Genomic DNA, 23669 nt, shown 5'->3' with positions numbered 1-23669 from the left:
TCAGTAATCCCGTCTATCACGAGGTTAATAACGTACTATCGCCCATATTTCAGGCTCGGTTGATGGTAATTAGCCGGCTCTGCAGCGACTAGTAAGTTGTTTTCACGTGCCACGCACTGGCCTAATAGGTAATCATACTTCGCACAATGGGCATCGAGTGACGGCAAAACATCATTCTAGTACCAGTCTTCAATGGCAGGAATACTGTGTGGCGTGATGTTTACTAAGAGGAGGTTTTGGTAGTTATTGTCGAAATGACAGTTTTCAATTTATGATGCTCATAGACCATTAGTACGGAAACTTCGAGAGTTGAATGCGGGTCACCCTTCCATGAAACACTATATTTCTTATTATAGTGTATGACTTGTCGTCTATGCCCTAAAGTTGAAGTCGCGTTGAATAGTGCAGTCATTGGCGTGCTGCTCGTTGGGCGAAGCTCTTAGAGGTGGCAATAGCGCAAGAGCGCCACCATTTGAAGCTGCAGAACAAATAACTGTCTTTGATGATTTTATTATCCAAAGAGACTTTGACTTTGGCGCATGACAAAGTAGAAACACCTTGATGCTTTAACAATCGATATTCTGAGGCAAGGCGCTTTGCATCTGACTATCTAGATTTCAGTACTAACAGCCAGCTTACTCATTCACCTCAACGACAAAGATTTAGAGCTTGATTTCAAAGTTGTGCCAGTTTATTAAGGTTTGGCACTTAGAACTTACGGTTAGGCTAACTAGCCGGAATGAAAGAAAGTCACCGTCAGTGCTTTTAATTGAATTACTGGTTTCACAATGTTGGTGTGAGTTTCAAGCTCCAATGTTTAGTTTGAAACATTAATATGCGGGCATTTATTGTCTGATTTTATAGGTAAAGTTAGAAATTTTTTGGATAGCAGAAACGGCGCCTATAAACACTCACTTGATAAACTACTGTTACTGTATAAAGGTAGTAGTTTATGCGAAAAAGAAAATATTTACTTTAAAGTATTGCGTTGCTATACAGTTGAAGACCTTAGCCCAAACTAGGTTGCCGCAGTTAATGCATTAATGGAATAGCCAATTGGCTACTCCATTATGTCCTTTATCATTAGTTATTCAAGTCGCTCGAATTTCCCCTGAAACTTACACTTTGAATCGGCTGACCATTTCATTTGAACGCGACGCTATTTTGGCTAACTCGCTGGCTGCTTCGCTACTTTGCTTAGCCCCAATTTCAACTTCATGTGCCATTTGACTTATATTATGAACGCTCTCACTCACAGAATTAGATACGGCTGTTTGTTCTTCGGTAGCCACAGACACGGTATCAGCAAGCGCCTGTGATTCCTCAAGGGCTAAGGCTAAATCAGCCATTGCAGCTGCTACGGTATCGACCAAATCGATACCTTTGTCGGCAGCTTTAACAGCCACTTCCATCGATTTCACACTGTTATCTGATGATGCTGTCATGCGTTTAACAATTTTCGAAATTTCTTCGGTATTTTCCTGAGAGCGCGTAGCTAGCGTTCTTACTTCATCTGCGACCACAGAGAAACCTCGTCCTGCTTCACCTGCTCTCGCTGCTTCGATTGCCGCATTTAACGCAAGTAAATTAGTTTGGTCAGCAATACTGGTAATAACGCCTAAGAAATTAGTTACTTGATTAACTTCTGTCTGCAATGACTGAATAACACTACTGGATTTTTTGATCAAGGTAACTAAATCACGAATATTTTGCGCAGCGACATCTGTTTTACTCAAATTATCTTCAAGACTTGATCTGGCTGATTCACTATGTTCACGGTTAATCACAACCGTGCGCGCGATTTCTGCAATGGAGCTTGACAGCTCTTCTACAGCGGCGGCGACAGAATGCGTTTGATCTCTTTGTTCTCTAGCCGTTGTTCGGCTTTGCTCAGTAATGGCTGACAGTTCCTCGGCGGCAGAGGAAAGAGATATGCTATCGTTTTTGATATTGCTAATAATCTCATGCACTTGTTCAATAAATACGTTAAAGGACATCAGTAACTTATCGATCTCGGAGATACCAGATTTTTTCAGCCGAAAAGTTAAGTCACCGTTCCCTGTGGTTAAATCTTCACACATTCTGCCCACTCTCTCTAACGGTTGAATGGTTTTTTTAGTGATTATATAACCAGCAATACTGGAAATTATAATCACTAGAATTAGAACAATAATGGCCGACTCCAAAACGGATTCTTGTATTTTCGTTGCCGCGTTGAGCGCTTCCTCGACATCAATTTCAGCCAGTAATGCAAACTTGTTTGCGCCAAACTTAACCGGCATATATGTGGAAAATACTTCAACACCTCGATAATCAATGATGGTTTCAAAACCGTTATTCCCCTGCAAAGCTTCATTTGCTGCAAAAGAGTCAACTGGCTGATAGCCTACGGAAGTATCAGTGACCTTAATGGTATTGGCAACCTTCGGCATCGTCTTTGCAATCATATTCAAATAAGCGTCTTTGTCTTCAATGAAAAAACGACTTTCGGTCAATAAGGTGCCGTCCGTATTCACTAGGTATGTTTCGCCAGAGAGGCCATACCCTTGTTGAATCCAATCGCTATCCCTAGTGAGTACATTATTAATTTTGTTGAGGGGAATTTGAAATATTAGAATAGCAACTTTCTTTCCATTTTCAAATATCGGTGTAGACAAAAATCCAGCCATTGCATTGTAAGACGGCAAGTAGGGTTCAATCTTGCTATTAAAGATTTTTCCCGCTTCATTTATCATTAATGCGCCTTTAAATGCTTTGCCTAGTCCTGAGTTCGAATACGGTCCTGACTTTAAATTTGTCGCAAAATCCAACTCTTTAAACACACTATAAACGACGTTACCGGTTGCCGAATCAACGACAAATATGTCGTAATATCCGTACTCCTGCAAAAAGCGGCGAACACCTGGATGAAACTCAGAATGCAATTGTGCGTAGTCACTATCATTACCTAACTGAGTCAATCGATCTTTTTCACCAATGGCAAATGATGAGGCAGAAATAAAATCATACTGCATCGCCAACGTGGTATTTGATAGTGTGTTAAATAAGGCGCTTTCATCGTCCAAAGATTTACTATTACGCTGGGTAAACAAGCGGGCAAATTCTTCTGTGTAATATTCTTTGATATTGCTCTTTTGTATGGCGCTGATTTCATTACGTTGAAGTAGGTAGGTGTTGAATGCTTGCGTAAATTGTGTGGCCTTATTTATGACCTCTTGCTCTTGTGACATGATAGACACTTGTGACTCAAGCACGGTAAAGTAGGTTTCAATGGCCTGCTTTGTATTCGCTGCTTGGGACGTTAGTTTTTCTTTGGCTGCTTGAGTTAGTGCTTTTTCAGACACATTAGACGACACAACCATGGTTGAAATAGAGAGTATTAACAGCGAACTAATTACGAGTGAAAGGATCGTAGCTAAAAAGCGAAACTTCAGAGACATTAATATATTCCAATTGTTATTTTATTAGATTCTAGTACTCAAAAGCCTTTATTACTTACGAGTACTAATAGATGTCCTCCCTAACATGCTGCCGTCGTAGACTTTAGCAATAGCTACTTGCTATCCGTTAAAAATGGTTTGGCTTAATCACCAAGTCATTGTTTTATTTAGTTAATATGCAACACATTTTTTTTGTTAACTGTGTATCGGCAGATAGCACAAATTATTGAGCAAATAATCGTCTAACTAGGCTAATACTAAGTGATAAATTGGCGAGCTCGACATTAATAACTACGCGAGCCTTGATTACATGTACAAATGGCGAGGTGTCAAACATAGCAATTCACCTCATTAAGCAAAACCATTTGAAAGCGGTTTCATAATGTTAGTGTCTGTTTCAAACTCCAATGTCTAGTTGCAAACATTAAGATGCTCTCTATGCGGAATGGCGGAAATGGCGGAAATGGGACGTTAGGAGACTGTCGTAAAAATCGATCAACGGGCGGCTTAGAGCGATTAACAGACATTAGGCATGATGCCTTACTCATCATAAATGGCAATACAGGCATCATCACAGGATGTTTCAATTTCTAATATTTACATGGCTTATACTTTGATGATTTCAAATTATTGTGAGAAATTGAATATATCATTATGTAAAGTGCAACTATCATCACTGAATTGATAGGATTAATCCATCTTGTTAAAGACTAAGTTTCGAACTCGCCCATTTGATACTCTAAACTGATTGATATCACCCTTTTCAGAACGACTAAAATATAATCTATGCATGAATCCAACAGAAGATTGAAAATAATCTTTATCCTTTTCTGTTAGTGAGATATCACCATGCCTTGTATGTTTAAGTAATAATTTTTCATCATCTAGGTAAACCGTATAAAATGTATCCAATTCTTTACTATAATAACGACCTTCATAAAGTTTAAGCTCATTGAGATTGGGGATCCATTTTTCAGCTTTTTCATTACTTTGAGTTGAATTTTCTTGCATTGTAGCTTGTCCTTCTTGTGACTCAAAGGTCATTTTTTCACTAAAAAATGCTGTTGCTATATCTTGACTAATAAGTCCACCAGAAAACGTCGCGATGTTCGAAAGTAGAATTATTCCAGAATCAATTTCAGGGTAATAACTTAGATAAGATCTGTACCCAGCATCTGCACCACCATGAGATAGTTTTCTTAACCCATTTTCTTCATCAACTCCAATGCCTAATGCATAGCGAATTGTTTCACCATTATTGAGCATACCTTGAACCTGTAATTCTTCTATCGTTTTAATGCCTCCAATTTTACCAGTTTTAAAGTTATTCAACCAAAGAGCTAAATCTTCCACAGTTGAAAATAAACTTGTTGCTCCAGAATTAGCATAACTAAGCACTGATTTGGCTATGCCTGCGTTAGAATAGTGATAAGAATAAGCTCTATTTTTAACAATACGTTCATGATCATCGTAAATTTGTGTTGAGTTCATATTGAGAGGTTTGAAGACATTTTTCTGCATCCAATCTCCAAATTTTTCTCCACTTACTGAGCTGACGATTTCAGATAATAATAGATAACCAGAATTACTATACATATATTGCTTACCAGGTTTAAAATTTAATTCCTGTTGTCTATGTAATAGCCGTAATAAATCTTCTTGGCGTATTACATCATCCATTCGTCCACCACTCATTTGCCATAGAGTCCAGTGATCCCTTATTCCGCTAGTATGATTAAGTAAGTGACGAACAGTTACTTTATGTTCAAATTTTGGAAGCTCAGGTAAATATTTGTGGATTTCCTCATCGAGGGAAAGTTTTCCATCTTGAGCGAGCATAACAATAGCAAAGGCAGTGAATTGTTTTGACACTGAAGCCATATGAAATGGTGTAGTTCGAGTATTGGGAATATCATATTCGATATTTGCTAATCCATAGCTGCGGACAAAATCAAGTTTTCCATCCCTAACAACACCAATAACAACACCGGGTGTTTTATCAGTATAGGCTGACATCAGCTGATCAACTTTACCAGCAGGTGTTTTTGCAATGGCTTCAATTCGAATGATTTTAATTGAATAATCGCCTTCTTCCTCTTGGAATGGAGTAATCTTTATCTGATAGATACCTGCATCCGTACTATTGAACTGAAATGTTTCACTACCTCGAGCGGGTCCATCAAACGATACTAATTGTTCACCATCAGGTTTATAAATAGAAACCTTCAAATCTACAGTTATTTGAACAGCATCACCAAAGACATACTGACCAGCATCCAATTTTAAGTTATAGACATGAGTATCACCCATCTCAAGGCTTTCAGTTAAGACTTTATCCTTAACAAGGTTTTCAACCTCTGTGATCTTTTCAGCGCTGACCTGAAATCCAATTATTAGTGAACATAATAAGATTATATTTTTTGTACTTTGTAAAACTGTCTTCATTTCAATTCCTTCTTTGAATAGAGAATTTCTTATCATTAATCTCGTAAAGATAATAACCTATCGATAGAGTATGAGTTTTACTATGACTAATATATCTCAAATATTGAGAAAATGTGTCTAATATTCGAAAGCCTTGAATTTATATAAAATAAATTAGATATTCATGGGGAAGGTAGTTAAAAGAAAAAAAAAGCATTAGCTTGGTGGATACCGAAAACTCAACAAGCCTCCCATAAATGATTAGATAGCTACATTGACACTACTGCTTTTATGCAAGAGATAGCTGGTGTTGTATGTTCGTTTTGAAACATTACCAACCTTAATTGAGCAAATCTGAGTGTCTCAAATGTGACGATCACTGCCCTCCAGAATAATTTCCCTGATGTCTCCTGTGTTCAAAAGGCGACCTTGACGAGTGTTGCTACCTGTGTAAATAAGCGTCTCAGCCCCCTCAGATTTAAAACCGCTTATACCAATATCAACTTTTGCTGGTGCTGGTTTGAGTTATGTTCATTGAGGCGTTTTATAAAAGATGCAGCAGCTGTAGTATCATAACTTACAGATAGAAGCTGGTACGTTATTTAAAGCAGGTATTCCTGCTTTATGTATTGTTTAAATAATCGCATCTTTTTGGGCATATAATCCCTATTATGATAAAGCATACATACATCTTGCCGAGGGAATGTGAGTTCTGGAAATAAATGGATCAGCTCTCCGCTGTCTATCTGTGGTTGTATTGAAATATCTAGTAGAGCTGCCACTCCCATACCCTGCATTACCGCATCAAAGATTGCGGTTTCGCTATTCATTAAATGAGCGTCTTGAAGTGAAATGGCTTCCGTGTGATTCAATAATTGATTTATCTTCTCCCTTATATTCACATAGGTTGGCAGTAGCATTTTATGCTGGTCAATGACATCCGAGAAAGAAGTAGGGGTAGTAAATTCATTTAGATATTCGGGAGACGCGACACAGACTAGGTGTGCTGGGAATAGTGTATTGGCAGTAAGACGAGAGTTTTCAATTTTTCCGATCCGAAATGCAAAATCAATCCCTTCCTCAATAATATTGTCCAGTGTATTGGATACTCTAAGTTCAAAATGAATATCACGGTATAGCCCGCTAAATTCTGTAATGAGTTTTATTAATGGAGTTCTTAATAGCACTTCAGGAAAAGATAGAACTAACTTCCCACTTGCTGCCGTAGTGTCGTCCTTAAGCACCTGCTCAGCATCACTAACCGACTGTAGAATTGCTTTGCATTGGTGATAAAACTTTTCACCTAGGGCGGTAATCGTGATGGTTTTTGTGGATCGATCGAATAATTGTACCGACAGACTAGATTCTAACTTGCTCAGTTGCTTGCTAACGGCTGAGGGTGACTTATGTAAGGCATTGGCGGCCTCAGTAACACTATTAAGCTCGACAATCTTACAAAATGTGCGGTATTCACTAAAACTAGTCACTTATGTTTCCTTTTAGTTAATAGTGTTTTGAGTTTATTGATATTTAGTTTAGAGGATAATTGACTTATTGTTATAACTCAAGTCATTGGAAATCGCTTTAATGGCTAACTAGATGGGAGAGATGACGATGAAACGGATAGTAATGACAGGGGTAACATCGGGTTTTGGCCAACAATGGCTATATCAGCTAGATAAACAGCAAGATATAGAATTTTTTGTGTTAGCCCGCAATAAAAGTAAGTTTGAGGCGATGCTAAAATTAAAGCCTTTAAGCAATCAAATACATTTTATAGAATGTGATTTACTGTCTATTTCATCAATTCATGCGGCAGCTGATCAGATACAGCAATTAACCGACAGCATCGATGTTCTTGTCAATAACGCAGGCTGGTGGGGGTCTAATACGTTTGATACCAGTTCAGACGGTATTGAATCAACATTTGCAGTTAATCAAGTAGCCCCATTTTTGCTAACAGGGCGCTTATTGCCTTTGTTATCTAAATCAAAGCAGGGTCGAATCATAAATACCGCATCTTTTAGGTATGAAGACGCCAAGATAGATCGTAATGATCTCCAGCTGAAGGAAAATTTTAACGGTGAGCAAGCTTATTGTAATAGCAAATTTTATAGTGTGTTATTTACTCAAAGTTTGGCTGAAAAATTGGCGGGCACTGGTATTACCGTAAACTGTTTTGACCCTGGTATAGTTGATACACCAATGCTGAAAAAAGCGCTACCGGTTTGGTTGTCGCCTTTCTATTCCTTGGTAAGACGATTTGTGGCGCGCACGCCAGATAAAGGTGCTGAAACAGGCGTTTACTTATGTGAGTCTGACAGTGTTAGCACTTCTACAGGATCTTATTATAAAGATAAGTCTATTCAGAAAACCAAGGGATCAACTCGCGATACTTCACTAGCAAACATGCTTTGGAAAAATAGTACTGATTTAAGCGGGTTTGAATATTCTTAATATGGCAATAGCTCGTCCTACATTTGCGTGGGAACGAGTTATTAAAATCAATGGATAATTGTCAGTTAACTGCTTTTATATTTTAGGAATCGATAGGGTCAGGACAAGGTCAGAGACGTCGATTTATTTGAAAACCAACGGCCGGTTATGGCACATTCCTCCCGTATAAATTTGAATGGCGCACGTCTGCTCATGCCGTATTCACGTCACTACTCAACCAAAAATTTCAGAGCTTGTTAGTATTATTATTAATTGTAAAGTATGAAACTATATTGTCGAGGATGATACATTATTGTCGCTCTACACAAATACTGTAGAGCCTACAATTCCTACTCCACAGTAACCGACTTAGCCAAATTCCTTGGTTGATCAACATCAGTTCCCTTAATTACAGCAACATAATATGATAATAACTGCAGTGGCAAGGTATAAACAATCGGAGCAATTGGCGACTCACAATGCGGTACATTAATAACACGCATAGTTTCGTCACTCGCAAAGTTAGCGTTCTTATCAGCGAATACATACATGATGCCGCCGCGAGCTCTTACTTCTTCAACATTCGATTTGAGTTTCTCAAGTAATTCGTTATTCGGTGCAACAACAATGACCGGCATTTCATCATCAATGAGTGCCAATGGGCCATGTTTCAGTTCGCCCGATGCATAGGCTTCGGCATGAATATAAGAAATCTCTTTAAGCTTCAGTGCACCTTCCATCGCGATAGGGTACTGATCCCCCCGACCCAAAAATAAACTGTGTTGCTTATCGGCAAACTCTTCCGCTAATAGCTCAATGCTATCGGTCAATGTCAGTGTTTCTTCTAGTTTGCTTGGTAAGCTGTGTAAACCATCTATGATCGATTTTTTGTCCACTGCTAGCATGCCGTTATATTTACCCAGAGCAAGTGTCAACATTAAGAAACCGGTTAACTGCGTGGTAAAGGCTTTGGTTGAAGCAACGCCTATTTCAGCACCCGCTAATGTCATAAATGACATATCAGATTCGCGCACAAGCGACGAGCCAGGTACGTTACAAATAGCCAAACTAGACATATAACCCTGTTCTTTGCCTAAACGAAGAGCTGCTAGCGTGTCCGCGGTTTCACCTGATTGCGAAATGGTCACTAATAAGCTGTTTGGATGCACCACTGATTTGCGATATCTGAACTCTGATGCTATTTCAACATTACATGACACATTTGCGTATTGCTCTAACCAATAACGCGCCGTCATACCTGAGTGGTAACTGGTACCACAAGCAATAATTTGGACGTGTTTAATGCCTTTTAGGATGTCCTCAGAGCCAGCACCAAAGATACCTTCAACCAGGTCGTTTTCACCTAAGCGATCTTGCAAGGTATTGCGAACTACTGTGGGTTGTTCATGGATTTCTTTGAGCATGTAGTGGCGATACCCACCTTTGTCACCAGCATCGTGTTCTAATTCAGAATCAAAAATTTCGCGCTCTATTTTTTCGCCATTCTGAGCATATATAGTCACTGAAGTACGAGTAATTTCGGCTACATCACCCTCTTCTAAGAAAATAAAGCGACGGGTTACTGGTAACAGCGCCATTTGGTCAGATGCGATGAAATTCTCGCCGATCCCCAAACCAATGACTAATGGGCTACCTGAACGAGCAACGATCACGCGGTTTGAATCTTCTTTATCCATAATCACTGTGCCGTAAGCACCATGAAATTGTTTCACAGAGTCCTGCACAGCAAGTAATAAGTCTTTGCCTTTTTTCACTTCTTCATGAACCGTGTGCGCAATCGTTTCGGTGTCCGTGTCAGAGCCAAAAACATACCCTTTTGCTTGTAGATCACGTCTTAAAGCTTCGTAATTTTCAATAATGCCGTTGTGTACAACGGCAATTCTATCATTGGAAAGATGCGGGTGAGCATTCTTTTGATTTACGCCACCATGAGTTGCCCAACGCGTATGCGCAATACCCGTAGCGCCCTTAATTGGGTTTTCAGCAATCGCGTCGCTTAACGCCTTTACCTTGCCTACTTGACGCTCGCGATTTAAATTACCGGCACCATCGAGTAAGGCGACACCGGCTGAATCATAACCTCGGTATTCAAGTCTGCGCAAACCTTCTAATAAAATTTGTACAACGTTACGTTCGGCTATTGCGCCTACAATTCCACACATATTGGTATCCTAATCTGTCTTTGCGTTCCTCTTAAATTACGCTTCAAGTGCCTATAAAGGCATACAAGGTAGTTATAAGAATTACTGCGTTTTAATAAAATAGTTTAGCGAATACAAGTCGCACACATTACTGTTACGCCTCGTTTTTCAATTTTTTGCTTGGCGTCTTCATCGAGGCCATCATCGGTAACCAAAATAGATATTTGCGACCATGGCAATTCCACATTGGGTATTTTTCTTTCTAGTTTCTCCGACTCAGCCATTACAATAACTTGTTTTGACACTTCTGCCATTGTCCGACTGAGGGACGTTAATTCATTGAATGTGGTTGACCCACGCTCGATATCGAGGCCCGCAGCACCTAAAAATGCTTGGTCAAAATTATAGGCTCTCAACATGTTTTCTGCCATTTGGCCTTGAAACGAATGCGATTGAGCATCCCAAGTACCGCCTGTCATCAATACCTGAGGCTCATTTTCGCCCTCTAATAGGGTATTAGCAACTTGCAATGAGTTGGTCATAACCACTAAACCCAGCTTTTTGGGTAAATGTGGCAATAGTGCAGACGTCGTGCTGCCACCATCAATAATAATACGATTGTGATCTTGAATAAGTGTTGCGGCTAATTTTGAAATGGCTAACTTTCGACTCGAAAGCTTTTCAGATGAAAGTTCAGAAGCGTCTTTAGGAAGCAGAACCGCGCCGCCAAACCGCCTTAATAACAATCCATTATTTTCAAGTTCGGCAAGATCTTTACGAATAGTCACTTCTGAGGTTAAAAATACCTTAGATAACTCATCTACAGCGACTTCACCGCGTTCATTCAATGTTTCAATGATCCCACGACGGCGTTGCTGGGTGTTGCGCTTTTGCAAAATCGAAAGCCTTAAATTTCAAATCGAAACTTATTATATGAAATTAATTTCGATTTGCAAGTTTTAAGGCTATTTAATAATCCATTTTACTTTTTCTTTGGACGTTCCCAACCGCTAATAACTCGTTGCTTGCCTCGTGCAATAGCAAGCTCTTCAGCATTCACGTCTTTGGTGACGACTGAACCCGCGCCTATGGTGGCGTTTTCGCCAATACTAACAGGTGCTACGAGCGAACTATTACTGCCTACGAATACCCCATCACCAATAATAGTCTTAAATTTGTTAACGCCATCGTAGTTACAGGTAATTGTACCGGCGCCTATATTCACGCCTTTGCCAATTTGTGTATCGCCAATATAAGTTAAATGATTCACTTTTGAACCTTTACCAATAACGGACTTTTTAACTTCACAAAAATTACCTACTTTAGCGCCATCGTGAAGGACAGCGCCAGGACGAAGTCGTGCGTAGGGACCCACATTGCAGTTTTGTGCAACGACAGCATCTTCAACCAATGAAAACGCTTCAATATGGGTGCCATCGCCAATTTTACAATTTTTGAGTACGCAGTTAGGACCAATAACTACGTTGTCACCAATCTCAACATCGCCCTCGAAAATAGCATTAATGTCGATACTGACGTCTTGCCCAACTATTAACTTACCACGCACGTCAATGCGCCGCGGATCAGCTAAACTGACGCCGGCCGTCATCAACGCGTTAGCATTGCGAAATTGATAGGCGGATTCCAACGACGATAATTGAACACGATTATTTACGCCCTCAACTTCACGCTCCCAAACAGGGTGCGCTGCACGGATAATTTTTCCTTCTTTAGCGGCCATTTCAATAACATCGGTCAGATAATACTCACCTTGCACATTATTATTAGATAAATTGCCTAACCAACGTTTTAGATCTTTGCCCGACATCAACATCATGCCTGTGTTTATTTCGGTAATTTCACGTTGCGCGTCACTTGCATCTTTGTGTTCAACAATAGCCGTAATGTTGTCACCTTCGCGAATGATCCGGCCCATGCCTGTTGGGTCATTCAAATGAACAGTTAACAATGCTAAATCCGCTTGTGCTTTAGCATCAACTAAACGTCGCAGTGTTTCACTACTGATTAGCGGGGCATCGCCCACTAGGATCATCACATCTTCACCATCTTTAATATATGATGCCGCCTGTTGAACGGCATGACCTGTACCTAATTGCTGGGCTTGTAAACACCAATTCAGTTGATGGTGGCCTAATGCTTTTTCGAGTAAATCAGCGCCATGACCATATACAATGTTGATGTTGTCGCAATCGAGTTCTTTCGCTGCTTCAATAATATGCTCTACCATTGGCTTGCCAGCAATAGGGTGCAATACTTTAGGTAACGACGACTTCATTCTTGTTCCCTTGCCTGCTGCAAGGATAATAACGCTCAGTGACATAGGTAATTCCTTTCTAATTTATGGCATAGTGTAACTAAGTGAAAACCCCTTGTCAGTAGACTTCACTTTCTATTTGCCCTATCATCCTTAGCAAATAACAGGATGTTAACTGACACTAAATAATGAATATTTTTCGTACACTTCATCGCAGTATCTTAGTTTTATTTGCGATTGTCGTCGTCGCCATCGTTACACTAATACATTTCAGTATGACCAAAATAGTGGCTGAACAAAGCCGCGCCCATCAAATTTCTCTGTCACCCGCAGTAAAGCTGGTTGTTCGCCAAGTTGTAGAACCTCTGCATATCGCTGAAACATTGAGTAAATCGAAAGAATTGAAGGAAATTATGCAGTTTTCTGCAGCTAATGATGCAAGCTTCAATGAAAAAAAAATATTTGAAACGCTCAAACGACTTGAACAAGAATTTGAGATGGACTTTTTCGTTGCTTTGGAAAAGCAACGAATGCAATACAACTCCGATGGTTCAACTATTAAACTAATTGAAGGTGAAGTAAACTGGTACTTTAAATATCGTGACATGCCTGAAAAATCAGTCGGGGACATCGGCAAATGGGAAGATACTCACTTCTTCATTGATATAAAAATATTTGATGAAAACAATCAATTTGTTGGCTTTTTCGGTGTTGCAAAAAGCCTATCACAGTTTATCAACGTGTTTGAAACCCATAAAGCGAGGTATGGTCACGAATTCATTTTCGTGAACCCGAAAGGAACGATTATGCTCTCTTCAGACCCCGCATTAAACGCCAGCAAATCAAACTTCAATAACCTAAAAGATCTTTCTTGGTATCAAAAAACCGTTAATCAAATGGGTATTGACGCTGACACAGCCTTGGCAGCCGATGCTTCAGTTCAGAATATTAATAATGAATTAGTCAATATTAACGACCAGGATATATTGATAGCGCAGGTCAATCTTGACCTATTCGACTGGACAATATTGTTAATGTCGCCGTTAAATAAACAGCAGATCCAGATAAGTAATGGCTTTATGATTTCTGCTATTAGCGTTTTAGTGGTTATTTTCCTATTGTTCTTAATTATTTATAATCTTTTATATTACTTCCGTAAAGACATGCAAAATGAAGGATTGGTATTACCTTATTGTAAAATGCAGTCTGATGAAAAAATCAAATACTTAATTAACTCTAAAGCGTATGAAAAAGATGCCTATTTGGTACTTATTCAACTCAATGCTTTTTATCAACGACCTATCACCACCAAAAATTTAGGTATGCTCACGGGCATAGGCACGAAAGTGTCTGAATTTTTGCTAGACTCAGTGCATAAATTCAATACTAAAAGTGAGTTTGGAAAGGTGAATGAAAGCCAATGGCTTGTTTTGTTGCAAAAGGCGGATAGCGAAGAAAGCACGAGATTTATGGACAATATCCGCCACGGCTTGGCCACTATTCAAACTGAATGTGAACAGCAACAAGAGGTGCTCAAATTCTCAACCTGCAAGGTGAAATTAAGCGAAGAAGACACCTTTGTCTCTGCTATTTTACGCTTAAAACCGGCATTAGATAATTTAAAAACAAACGATACGTCAACTCAGGTCGTCGATTGTTGAGGCAAGCTATAAACTTGTCTTCATGCGCAGGCGCTTCAAAATACCCGTCGTAACCATCAATCCAATAATAATTAAACTACCACCAATCATGGCATACGTTGAGAGCACTTCGCCGAGCACAACCATACCCCACAAAATACCAAACATGGGAACTAAGTAGCCTACCGTCATCGCTTGTGATGCGCCGATTTTTGCAATTAGGTCAAAATACATAATGTAAGCAACACCCGTACAGAGGATGGCTAAGACCAAAGCCGCTCCCCAAGTGCTTGCATCAGGATTCACTTCTGGCCAAGCGTATAAAGCGAAAGGAAATAATAATAAAGCAGCAAATACCTGACTTCCAGCGGCTATGGCAAAAGGCTTCACGCCACTTAAATGTTTTTTCATAAAACAAGCCGCAATGCCGTAACAACAAGTTGCGCCCAACGCTGTTACCACAGGCAGCAAGGAAACAGGACTGGCAGACTGAGTATCTTGACTAATAACCACAACACCTAAAAAGCCAAGAAAAGTGCCTATAACGCCATGCACACCGATACGATCTTGCAAATAAAAGTAGGCAATAATAGCGCCAAACATGGGCGCAGTTCCATTCAATATAGCACTTAATCCGGCATCCAAATGAAGACTGGTATAGGAAAACAAACAAAATGGGATCGCAGTGTTGATTGCTCCCACGAAAAGTAACTTGGCCCAATTCCCTGATAAATCTTTCCATTGGCGAGTAAAGTAAACAACAGGTAATAAAAATAAGGCAGCGACACCTGCCCGCACTTCAACCAGTGCAAATACGCCGAAAGCCGGTACAGTGGACTTCATTAACATAAATGAAGCTCCCCAAATTGCGCCTAAAACTAATAATTCAATTAAGTGAGAAGTTTTCAATGTCGTCCTTTTATTTTAATGAACTTGCTTTTGATTCAAGTGAGAGTAAATAAGTTTTACGCTCCAAGCCACTGGCATATCCGGTTAGTTTACCATTTTTGCCGATAATTCGATGGCAAGGAATTACAATAGGAATGGGGTTTTTACCGTTTGCCGCACCCACTGCCCGACAGGCATTTTTATTACCCATCGCTAAGGCAATGTCTAGGTAACTTGCCGTTGAACTAAAAGAAATATGGAGTACTGCTTGCCACACTTCTTTCTGAAAATGGGTGCCATCTGGATCAAGCGGTAAATCAAAGTGCTCGCGTTTGTTGGCAATGTATTCCGATAATTGGGTAGCTGCAAGCTTTGATATTTTATTTTCATTAGCGGGCGGATGAGTATCCGTAAAATCAATTGCTTTGAGCGCATTATCATTCGCAAATACAGTTAAAAAACCCTGCGAGGTCGCCACGATGCTTTTGTACAAATGAGCATATTGTGGGTAACGCACCGATTGTATATTCATATTAAGTTTCCAATTTGATCCGAGGGCGTAAAATGCCAACGGAGTGCTGCCAATGGATAAGCAGCAATTTATGGGTGCCACCAGCTTAAAACACCGCATATTAATGATAGTTTACCCCGTATGTGAATTAAAACACGGTGTTTTCGGAACAAGTCATCAGGTCATGACGGTGACTTGATGGTAAATCACTGGTAAATTAAACTTATGTTGAATTCACAGGGCTATTTAGCTGATAATGGATATTCAATAATAAGAAAAGTGGTCAAGCTTGCGATTTTATAAACCTTTCATTGCGTTAACAGTGCTAGTTCTCTCTCTTGCATTCCCTGCTTCCGCGGATACTTGGGTGGATGCCTTTGCGAGTGAGTTGAAGGCGACTGCGAAGAAAAAGAAACTGCCAGGCTTAGCGTTTGTTATGGTCGCTCCAAGTCAGCCTACGCGATTTGAATTTTATGGAAAGACAGAAAAGTCGGGCACATTAATAGATAAAGAAACTGTGTTTAGATTAGCCTCGGTCTCAAAGACATTCACCGCTGTATTTATGGCGCAGCAAGTAAAAGAGAAAAAGCTGACGTGGAAAAACTCATTACAAGAACTATTGCCCGACTACAAGTTTGATAACTACATCGACACGCCTATTTTATTGCAGCACCTTATTGGCCAATCTACCGGTTTCATACCCAATGCTTATGACAATTTAATTGAAGCCAATTACAAACTACCGCGCGTATTGGAACATTTAGAAAAACTAGATTCGCTATGTAAACCTGGGGTTTGCTATACATATCAAAATACTTTTTTTGGTGTACTTGAAGAGTATTATCGTCAGAAAAAAACCACTTTTGCAGACGAGATAACGAAAAGCATTATTGTACCTTTGAAAATGCCAACCGCAAGCGTGGGAAGAAATGCGCTAATGGCATCAAAGAAATGGGCAAAGCCTCATGCAGCGATTGATAAAAATAAGTGGGTGAGTGTTCGAGTCAAAGACAATTATTACAAATACTCACCCGCTGCGGGCATTAATGCCAGTGCCGCTGATATGGAAATTTGGTTGAAGGCGATGCTGCTAGAGTACCCTGACATTATTGATAAAAACATGATTGAGACGCTCACGAAGCCACGTGTAAAGACCAAACGTGAGCTCGATCGACGTGAGTGGCGAAACCAACTTACAGACGCACACTATGGTTTAGGATGGCGCATTTATAACGTCGATGATATTGAGATTATTTATCATGGTGGTTGGGTTCAAGGTTACCGAGCTGATGTTGCGTTCTCGCCGCAATTGGGTGTCGGCTATGCCTTATTAATGAATGCAGAATCTAACTTAATCAATAAGCTAACAGCCACGTTTTGGAAAGATCAAATCAAAGCGCATAAGATAAGTCTTTTAGCAGACATTAAAAAGTAAACACAAGTCATTATGGGTTGAGCATAAACGTAAGTCGCGCCATTTTATGATACTTGTTAGCTTTATCAGTGGGCGTTTGGAAGATTGAAAATAAGAGCTCAAAAATAAGAGCTCTTATTTATTTTTTACTCAGCGGTTTTTAGGTAAGTGTAGCCTTTCAAACAGCTCTCATAAAAGTCAGTCCACTTAACACCTTCACGTGGTGGTATTTGTCCATTAGCCACTTCTTTGTCAATTTGACGTTTAACATCAACGGCCATGGCGCTTGGGTTGTATTGCATTATAGTCAGTACGTCTTGCACCGATGAACCAGCTACGAATTCTTCAATGTAAAAGTCTTCTGGGTCATCATCATCGCTGAAAATATGCACTTCATTCACACGACCAAACAAGTTATGCATGTCACCCATAACATCTTGATAAGCGCCAGTTAAGAACAAACCTAAATAGGCTTTTTGACCTGGTTCTAAGGACGCAATGGGCATGATGTTTTGCAGCTGACGGTCAACAATAAACTGGTCAATTTTACCATCACTGTCGCAGGTAATATCGACTAACGAACAGTTAATATCTGGTCGTTTATTCATACCCGTTAATGGCACAACTGGCAGTAACTGGTCGATAGCCCATGTATCCGCTGCGGATTGGAAAATCGAAAAATTACATAGGTATTGTGACGACAGTGAAAAATCTAAATGCTGTAGTCCTTCTGGCACAAACTCAACATCACGATAAAGCACTTGTAAGCGACGCATTATTTGCCAATACAAGGTTTCAATTTTGCCCAGCTCTTCCAAAGATATAACACGTAATTTAAACGCACTAACCGCCTTTTCTTTCCATTCACAAGCGTCGTTGTATACTTCTTGAAGGTTCTGGTCGGCACGCAAAAAATGCAGCAGTTCACGCATATTCTTTAACAGTATATGTTCACCCTCAATAACTGAGGTATCCAGCATTGCGCCGTCGGCTTTAATTTCACCTACAATCTCAGTAACCACACAACTATGATGCGCAGTGATTGCGCGACCACTTTCAGTAACCAAATTAGGGTGCGGAACACCTTCAAGGTCACATATTTCTTTCATACCGTAAACAACATCGGCAACGTATTCATTCAAACTGTAATTGCGCGACGAATCGTTAGTTGATTTACTACCGTCATAATCAATCCCTAGACCGCCACCAACATCAACATACTCAAGGGCAAAACCCATCTTATGTAAATCAGCATAAATACGGGCGCTTTCATTCACTGCGTCTTTGATTGCACGAATGTCAGTTAACTGACTACCAATATGAAAATGCAATAGCTTGAGGGTATGAGCCATACCTTCTTTTTCAAGGAGCTTAGCAGAATTAATAATTTCAGGGATAGTGAGTCCAAACTTAGCTCTATCTCCGCTCGAACCCTGCCACTTACCTTTGCCTAACGCAGACATTTTTGAACGTAAACCAATGATAGGTTCAATATTCAATTCTTTTGATATTCTAATCAGTAAGTGTAGTTCTGAATATTTCTCGATAACGACAACAACTTTGCGGCCTAACTTTCTGCCTAACAATGATAGCCGAATGAATTCTTCGTCTTTATATCCATTTAAGATAGTTAACGAGTTTGCATTAGTATTGTATGCAAGTACCGCTAATAGTTCAGACTTTGAACCTGCTTCAAGGCCATAATCATACGGTGCACCAGCGTCAACAATTTCTTCAACCACTTCACGTGTTTGGTTGACTTTGATTGGATAAACACCGTTATATTGACCTTTATAATTAGCTTCCGCTATTACTTTGTTAAAACATTCATTTATACCGACAACTTGCGAACGCAAAATGTCGTGGAATCGAATAACCACGGGAAACTGAATGCCCTCTAGGCTGATCTCATCAATTACCGACTTAAAGTCGATTTTAATATTTTCATTTTTAGGATCAGGAGAAACTTGAATATTGCCATTTTCACCTATCTTAAAGTAGCCGCCACCCCAGCTAGAGACGCCGTAAGTGCGCTCAGCGTCATCAATCGACCATTCAACATTATTTGTTGTCATAACAGCGCTACCCCATCAAAAAACACGATACATACAAAGAAGCCTAAATCCTTAAAAAAGGTAGGTCGCGTATTATAATGAAGTTTAGCTGTGTTACTAATTTTTTTGCATTTTTTAGTGTTTTTTTAGCTGCTAGCACCATTTAAATGTAAACGGATTGTAAAAAGCGTGCTATGTTGACGAAAAAGAGGTGGTGTTAATAATTTGCGAGTGGTCTATCGATAGTTTTTAGTCGTTATTACTTAACGTAATAAAAGGAATTTGATTTGCGTGCTGATATAAGTAGTGCAATGTATAGAGAAAGTATCCCCGAGCAAACTAACTATCGAGTGCTGGTCATTGACGACAACGAGATAGAATTAACGCTTTACCATAATGGCCTTGGTCAAGAGTTCGATGTTTCGTTTTCACCAAATGCACACGCAGCGTGGGGACTATTGAACAGCGCACCACTTCCTGACGCCATTATCCTCGATATTATGATGCCGGGAGAAGACGGTTTGCAACTTTGCAGCCGCATTAAAGAAACTCAGTTCATCCAAGATGTTCCGATTATTTTTGTTTCGTCACTAACCGAGCTAGCAGTAAAATCCCAAGCCTTTGAACTCGGTGGTGCTGACTTTATAACAAAACCACCCGTGATGACCGAGCTTATTGTCTGTCTTCGCAGACATATGGCACTGTACCGTAAAACCAAAAAACTAGAATCACTGATTTTTATCGATCCACTGACCCATTTACCCAATGCGGCTAGATTTCAAGAGGTGTTAGCTATTGAATGGCTGCGTTGCGCGAGGTATTGGCATCACTTAACCCTATTAATGATACGTATAGACAATTTAGATACTGTTCGAGAGATAGATGGTAGTGATAAATATTTTTCTACCATCGCAGCCGTGGCTAATAATTTTGCAGCTGCAGGGAATCGTCCAGGTGATTTAGTCGCAACCATAAGTAACGACAGATTTGCGCTATTGCTCTGCGATTGTGGACACGATGGCGCAACACTCAAAGCCAATCAGATCATGAGCACCTTCGATCATAGTGAGCTGGCAAATACGGCGGTTCATCTCAGTTGTACTATTGGTTATGCCGTTGCCGCTCCTGCTGGCGGTGGTTCTCCTGAAGCATTGTTGCAGTCAGTCGAAAACGTCATGTTTGAAGCACTGCAACACGATACAGGTAAAATTCACCCTGTTAATGGCATTATAGGCGTAACAGAATAAGCGCATTACCGCAAAAGCATTCCTGTTTATGTTGCTGAACACGTTTTGCATTGAGGCAAAGGGTTTACTTTAAAGCTCTCCCAAGTGGAGGTCATCGCGTCAAAAATTTGCAATTTATTAGCCGATTGTTGACCAAACTGAGTCAAAATTTTAATCGCTTCATTGGCTTGAGATGCACCGACAATACCAACTACTGGAGACATCACGCCAGACTCAACACAACTCAAATTTTGCTCTCCAAAAAAGTGGCTAACACAAGCATAGCAGGCGCTTTTAAGGGCTGGAATAACACAGAATATTTGGCCTTCCATTCTTATCGCAGCACCAGAAACAAGTGGTTTACCACTGCGATAACAAACGTCGTTAAGTAAATTTCTAGTCTCAAGATTATCGCTGCAATCTAGAATTAGATCATGTTGCAGAGCCAATGCGTCAAGCTCATTCGAGCTCAGCCTTGTGTCGATAGTTTTAATATCAACAAAGTGATTGATACTGTTCAAGGTTCGCTGAGCAGAATTAACCTTTTTATCGCCTATGCTGTTTTCAAAATGCAAAACTTGACGCTGCAAGTTAGTTGTTTCAACAATGTCGTCATCAACCAGTGTTAGTTGACCAATGCCGGCTGCCACTAAATATTGAGCCGCAGCGCATCCTAAACCACCAACTCCAATCATTAGAACGCGGCTATTGATGAGCAATTCTTGTTTGTCGAGATCAAAACCTGCCAATAATATTTGACGACTGTAGCGGAGAGCTTGCTCCGTGGTAATCACTTTATCTTTCATTAATAGTTGTCTATTTGGTTTTGATGGCCATAGTTGTAACACTAGAGATATGCAGCTGCAATGGCTACTAGAGCCGGGAGAGTTCAAAATGTTAACTAATTATCGAACTAAAAGGTAGTATATTAACCGTTTCACCTATAGAAACTTGACCACGCTCATTTTCCAATACCGCATAACAATTGCTTTTTCTAAAGCAAGATAAAACACCGGAACTCTGTGAACCAAGCGTTTCAACACTGACTTGCCCATTATCGTTAATGAAGTAATGCGCACGCTGATAATCTGTGCGCCCTGAGCGTTTTTTAAATATGCTTGCCGCAGTTGCTGGCAGCATAACCGGGGCTTGTGGTTTACATCCCGCTAGAATAGCCAGTGCTGGAGCGGCAATTTGGTCAAAGGTGACAGCAGATGATACAGGATTACCTGGTAAACCAAAAAATAGACTCGCAGACAATCGTCCAAAGGCAAGTGGCTTTCCGGGTTTAATCGCTAATTTCCAAAAATCAACGCTACCATATTCTTCTAAAATTTCACGTGTATAGTCAGCTTCGCCAACCGAGACACCGCCACTCGTTATTACACAATCGGCATGTTCATTCGCATATTCAAACGCAGCTCTTATTTTTACTTTGTCATCTTCAATAATGCCCATGTCGATTGTATCGACACCCATCTTTGAGAGCATAGCTAGGAGCATTGGGCGGTTGGTATCAAATATGCGGTCGTTGCGAGACGACTCACCTACTGCCAATAGTTCATCACCCGTAGAAAAGACCGCGACAGTGAGTTTTCGGTAAACAGGAATACGTCCGAAGCCCAATGAAGCGAGTAAACCAATATCAATTGCATTAATTCGATCGCCAACACGCAACACAACTGCACCTTGCTTTATATCATCACCAGCAGGTCTTATCGCATTTCCTTTGCTGGCTGAATTGAACGTAATTTGATCGGCATTAGCCTCGGTGTTTTCCTGCATAACAACGGTGTCGGCACCTCTAGGAATTTCAGCACCGGTCATAATGCGCACGCATTCACCCTTTTTTATAACGCCGTTAAACTTATTTCCGGCTACGCTTTTACCTATCATAGTGAGGATGTTGGACGCTAAAAAGTCTTCATATCTGAGCGCATAACCGTCCATTGCTGAATTATCATAGGCCGGCACGTTAATTGGTGAAATCATGTCTCTAGCAATAACGCGGTCTATTGCATCGTCTAGGTCACATAACGTGATATCTGTAATTGGCGAAACCGTATCTTCAATTATGCGCTTGGCTTGTTCGATAGTCATCAAGCCAGGAACGTCACATCCAGAATTCATTGGTTTTCCTATTGTTAAGTCGGGGCTTTTTTTGCTTTCAAACATTACTATACACTAAGATACTGTCTTTAAAAAAGCACAGTCCGTGTGACTTGTTGACGGGTTCACAGCCATGTTGTTCCTTCACCCAACAAGTTCAGTTAAATATCACTTTTTATCAGTGCTTTATTAGCGATTCTATTTGTCCAAAGTGCCCCTAGCATAGCGAGTATAAAGCCAGGGATGGCAATTAGTTTTGGTACCTCATCAGCAACTAACCATGCAATAAGTGCCCCTACTGCGGGCACCATGAACATAATCGACGCTACTTTGGCAATAGATCCTTGCCTTACCATGCTAAACATTAACAGGATACCTACAATTGAATTGCCGAATACTAAAAAGGCGATAGCACCCCAAAAGGGTACTGCATTTTCAAAAATAAGCCCTTCAAACGCTAAGGCAAATGGAATAGATATAGCCGACGCAAAGGCGTATTGCACCCAGGTTGCTACAATAGGGTGTATACCTAATTTACGCTGTTTTTCAATTACTTGACCAATTGACAATCCAACAACTGCGGTAAAACCAAGAATTGCACCAAGTAAATATCCTTCGTTTCCTTGCATATTTACACCAATAATAAGCATTGCACCTAAGAGTCCTAATGAGAGACTTGCCCATATATTCCAAGCAGGTACTTTTCGAGCAAGTAAGGCACTTGCAATGATCACTAAGACCGGTTGCGAAGCTGCAAACAAAGCCATAATACTGGCACTAGCTCCTAGCTTCATGCCGACATAAATACTACCAAAATGACCTAGATGTAAAAACAACCCGGTCCCCATAAGGGCATAAGATTGTCGAAAGTTAGGAATAGGTAAGCGCCATAAGATGACTAAAGGCGTCAGTACTAAAAAAGCACCGAGAAATCGAAATGCAAGTAAATTTAACGGTTGCGTATACACCAATGCCAGTTTTGCCATGGCATAACCAGCACTCCACACGAATAAAAAAATAAGGGGATAAAAAGGTTTTAGCGTTGAAAGCACAAGTGTCTTGCCCACAGAGATTAATACGTTGATGCTAA

At 40.2% G+C, this 23669-nt stretch carries 17 protein-coding genes; 5 read left to right on the top strand and 12 right to left on the bottom strand.

From position 1 onward, the window contains the following. Positions 1-1118: 1118 nt before the first annotated feature. The 3 genes from CXF81_RS01955 to CXF81_RS01945 form a co-directional block, all read right to left on the bottom strand. Positions 1119-3440 carry a methyl-accepting chemotaxis protein gene (locus CXF81_RS01955; RefSeq protein ID WP_101179606.1) on the bottom strand — a complete coding sequence of 774 codons (2322 nt, stop codon included), beginning with the start codon at positions 3438-3440 and terminating at the stop codon, positions 1119-1121. A gap of 690 nt (positions 3441-4130) precedes the next feature. Next, positions 4131-5885 (bottom strand): serine hydrolase, encoded by a 1755-nt coding sequence (locus tag CXF81_RS01950; RefSeq protein WP_157825474.1) that lies wholly within the window; start codon positions 5883-5885, stop codon positions 4131-4133. A gap of 581 nt (positions 5886-6466) precedes the next feature. Then, positions 6467-7351, bottom strand: coding sequence for a LysR family transcriptional regulator (locus tag CXF81_RS01945; RefSeq protein ID WP_101179602.1), 885 nt, complete (start codon positions 7349-7351; stop codon positions 6467-6469). Between the two features lie 127 nt (positions 7352-7478). Between CXF81_RS01945 and CXF81_RS01940 the strand changes: the two genes are divergently transcribed. Next, a complete protein-coding gene (locus CXF81_RS01940; protein ID WP_157825473.1) occupies positions 7479-8321 on the top strand; it encodes an SDR family NAD(P)-dependent oxidoreductase in 843 nt (280 codons plus the stop codon). A gap of 329 nt (positions 8322-8650) precedes the next feature. Here the strand turns inward: CXF81_RS01940 and glmS are convergent, their stop codons facing one another. The 3 genes from glmS to glmU form a co-directional block, all read right to left on the bottom strand. After that, entirely contained in the window at positions 8651-10483 is a 1833-nt protein-coding gene (gene glmS / locus CXF81_RS01935) for a glutamine--fructose-6-phosphate transaminase (isomerizing) (RefSeq protein WP_101179598.1), read from the bottom strand. Between the two features lie 104 nt (positions 10484-10587). Next, complete coding sequence (locus CXF81_RS01930) at positions 10588-11358, bottom strand: DeoR/GlpR family DNA-binding transcription regulator (RefSeq protein WP_101179596.1); 771 nt, start codon at positions 11356-11358, stop codon at positions 10588-10590. Positions 11359-11444: 86 nt separating this feature from the next. Continuing rightward, positions 11445-12803 carry a bifunctional UDP-N-acetylglucosamine diphosphorylase/glucosamine-1-phosphate N-acetyltransferase GlmU gene (glmU, locus tag CXF81_RS01925; protein WP_101179593.1) on the bottom strand — a complete coding sequence of 453 codons (1359 nt, stop codon included), beginning with the start codon at positions 12801-12803 and terminating at the stop codon, positions 11445-11447. A gap of 122 nt (positions 12804-12925) precedes the next feature. Here glmU and CXF81_RS01920 point away from each other — a divergent pair, with 122 nt between their 5' ends. Next, positions 12926-14398: a cache domain-containing protein gene (locus CXF81_RS01920; protein WP_232771743.1), complete on the top strand. Its 1473-nt coding sequence runs from the start codon at positions 12926-12928 to the stop codon at positions 14396-14398. Positions 14399-14404: 6 nt separating this feature from the next. Here CXF81_RS01920 and CXF81_RS01915 read toward each other — a convergent pair whose 3' ends face one another. Both CXF81_RS01915 and CXF81_RS01910 read right to left on the bottom strand, forming a co-directional pair. Continuing rightward, positions 14405-15286, bottom strand: a complete 882-nt coding sequence (locus CXF81_RS01915; protein WP_101179591.1) for a DMT family transporter — start codon at positions 15284-15286, stop codon at positions 14405-14407. A 10-nt stretch (positions 15287-15296) separates the two neighbouring features. Beyond that, positions 15297-15797, bottom strand: a complete 501-nt coding sequence (locus CXF81_RS01910) for a methylated-DNA--[protein]-cysteine S-methyltransferase (protein WP_101179589.1) — start codon at positions 15795-15797, stop codon at positions 15297-15299. A gap of 52 nt (positions 15798-15849) precedes the next feature. Between CXF81_RS01910 and CXF81_RS20455 the strand changes: the two genes are divergently transcribed. Both CXF81_RS20455 and CXF81_RS01905 read left to right on the top strand, forming a co-directional pair. Then, positions 15850-15975, top strand: a complete 126-nt coding sequence (locus CXF81_RS20455) for a hypothetical protein (protein WP_255409399.1) — start codon at positions 15850-15852, stop codon at positions 15973-15975. Positions 15976-16065: 90 nt separating this feature from the next. Then, on the top strand, positions 16066-17211 hold the full coding sequence (locus tag CXF81_RS01905; RefSeq protein ID WP_101179587.1) for a serine hydrolase: 1146 nt from the start codon (positions 16066-16068) through the stop codon (positions 17209-17211). A gap of 125 nt (positions 17212-17336) precedes the next feature. Here CXF81_RS01905 and speA read toward each other — a convergent pair whose 3' ends face one another. Then, positions 17337-19265: a biosynthetic arginine decarboxylase gene (speA, locus tag CXF81_RS01900; RefSeq protein ID WP_101179585.1), complete on the bottom strand. Its 1929-nt coding sequence runs from the start codon at positions 19263-19265 to the stop codon at positions 17337-17339. Between the two features lie 266 nt (positions 19266-19531). Here speA and CXF81_RS01895 point away from each other — a divergent pair, with 266 nt between their 5' ends. Next, the gene (locus CXF81_RS01895; protein ID WP_101179583.1) at positions 19532-20491 is read left to right on the top strand and encodes a response regulator; all 960 of its coding nucleotides are present in this window, start codon (positions 19532-19534) and stop codon (positions 20489-20491) included. 26 nt (positions 20492-20517) lie between these two features. Here CXF81_RS01895 and moeB read toward each other — a convergent pair whose 3' ends face one another. From moeB to CXF81_RS01880, 3 genes are all read right to left on the bottom strand, one after another. Next, on the bottom strand, positions 20518-21276 hold the full coding sequence (moeB, locus tag CXF81_RS01890; protein ID WP_101179581.1) for a molybdopterin-synthase adenylyltransferase MoeB: 759 nt from the start codon (positions 21274-21276) through the stop codon (positions 20518-20520). A gap of 91 nt (positions 21277-21367) precedes the next feature. Next, positions 21368-22600: a gephyrin-like molybdotransferase Glp gene (gene glp, locus CXF81_RS01885; protein WP_101179866.1), complete on the bottom strand. Its 1233-nt coding sequence runs from the start codon at positions 22598-22600 to the stop codon at positions 21368-21370. A 140-nt stretch (positions 22601-22740) separates the two neighbouring features. Continuing rightward, the gene (locus CXF81_RS01880; RefSeq protein WP_255409398.1) at positions 22741-23631 is read right to left on the bottom strand and encodes a DMT family transporter; all 891 of its coding nucleotides are present in this window, start codon (positions 23629-23631) and stop codon (positions 22741-22743) included. Positions 23632-23669: the final 38 nt, after the last annotated feature.

Origin of the sequence: Glaciecola sp. 33A (assembly GCF_002836745.1) — a bacterium.
Classification (GTDB): domain Bacteria; phylum Pseudomonadota; class Gammaproteobacteria; order Enterobacterales; family Alteromonadaceae; genus Glaciecola.
The sequence above is the reverse complement of the archived record's forward strand: the minus strand, read 5'-3'. Positions and strand labels throughout refer to the sequence as shown.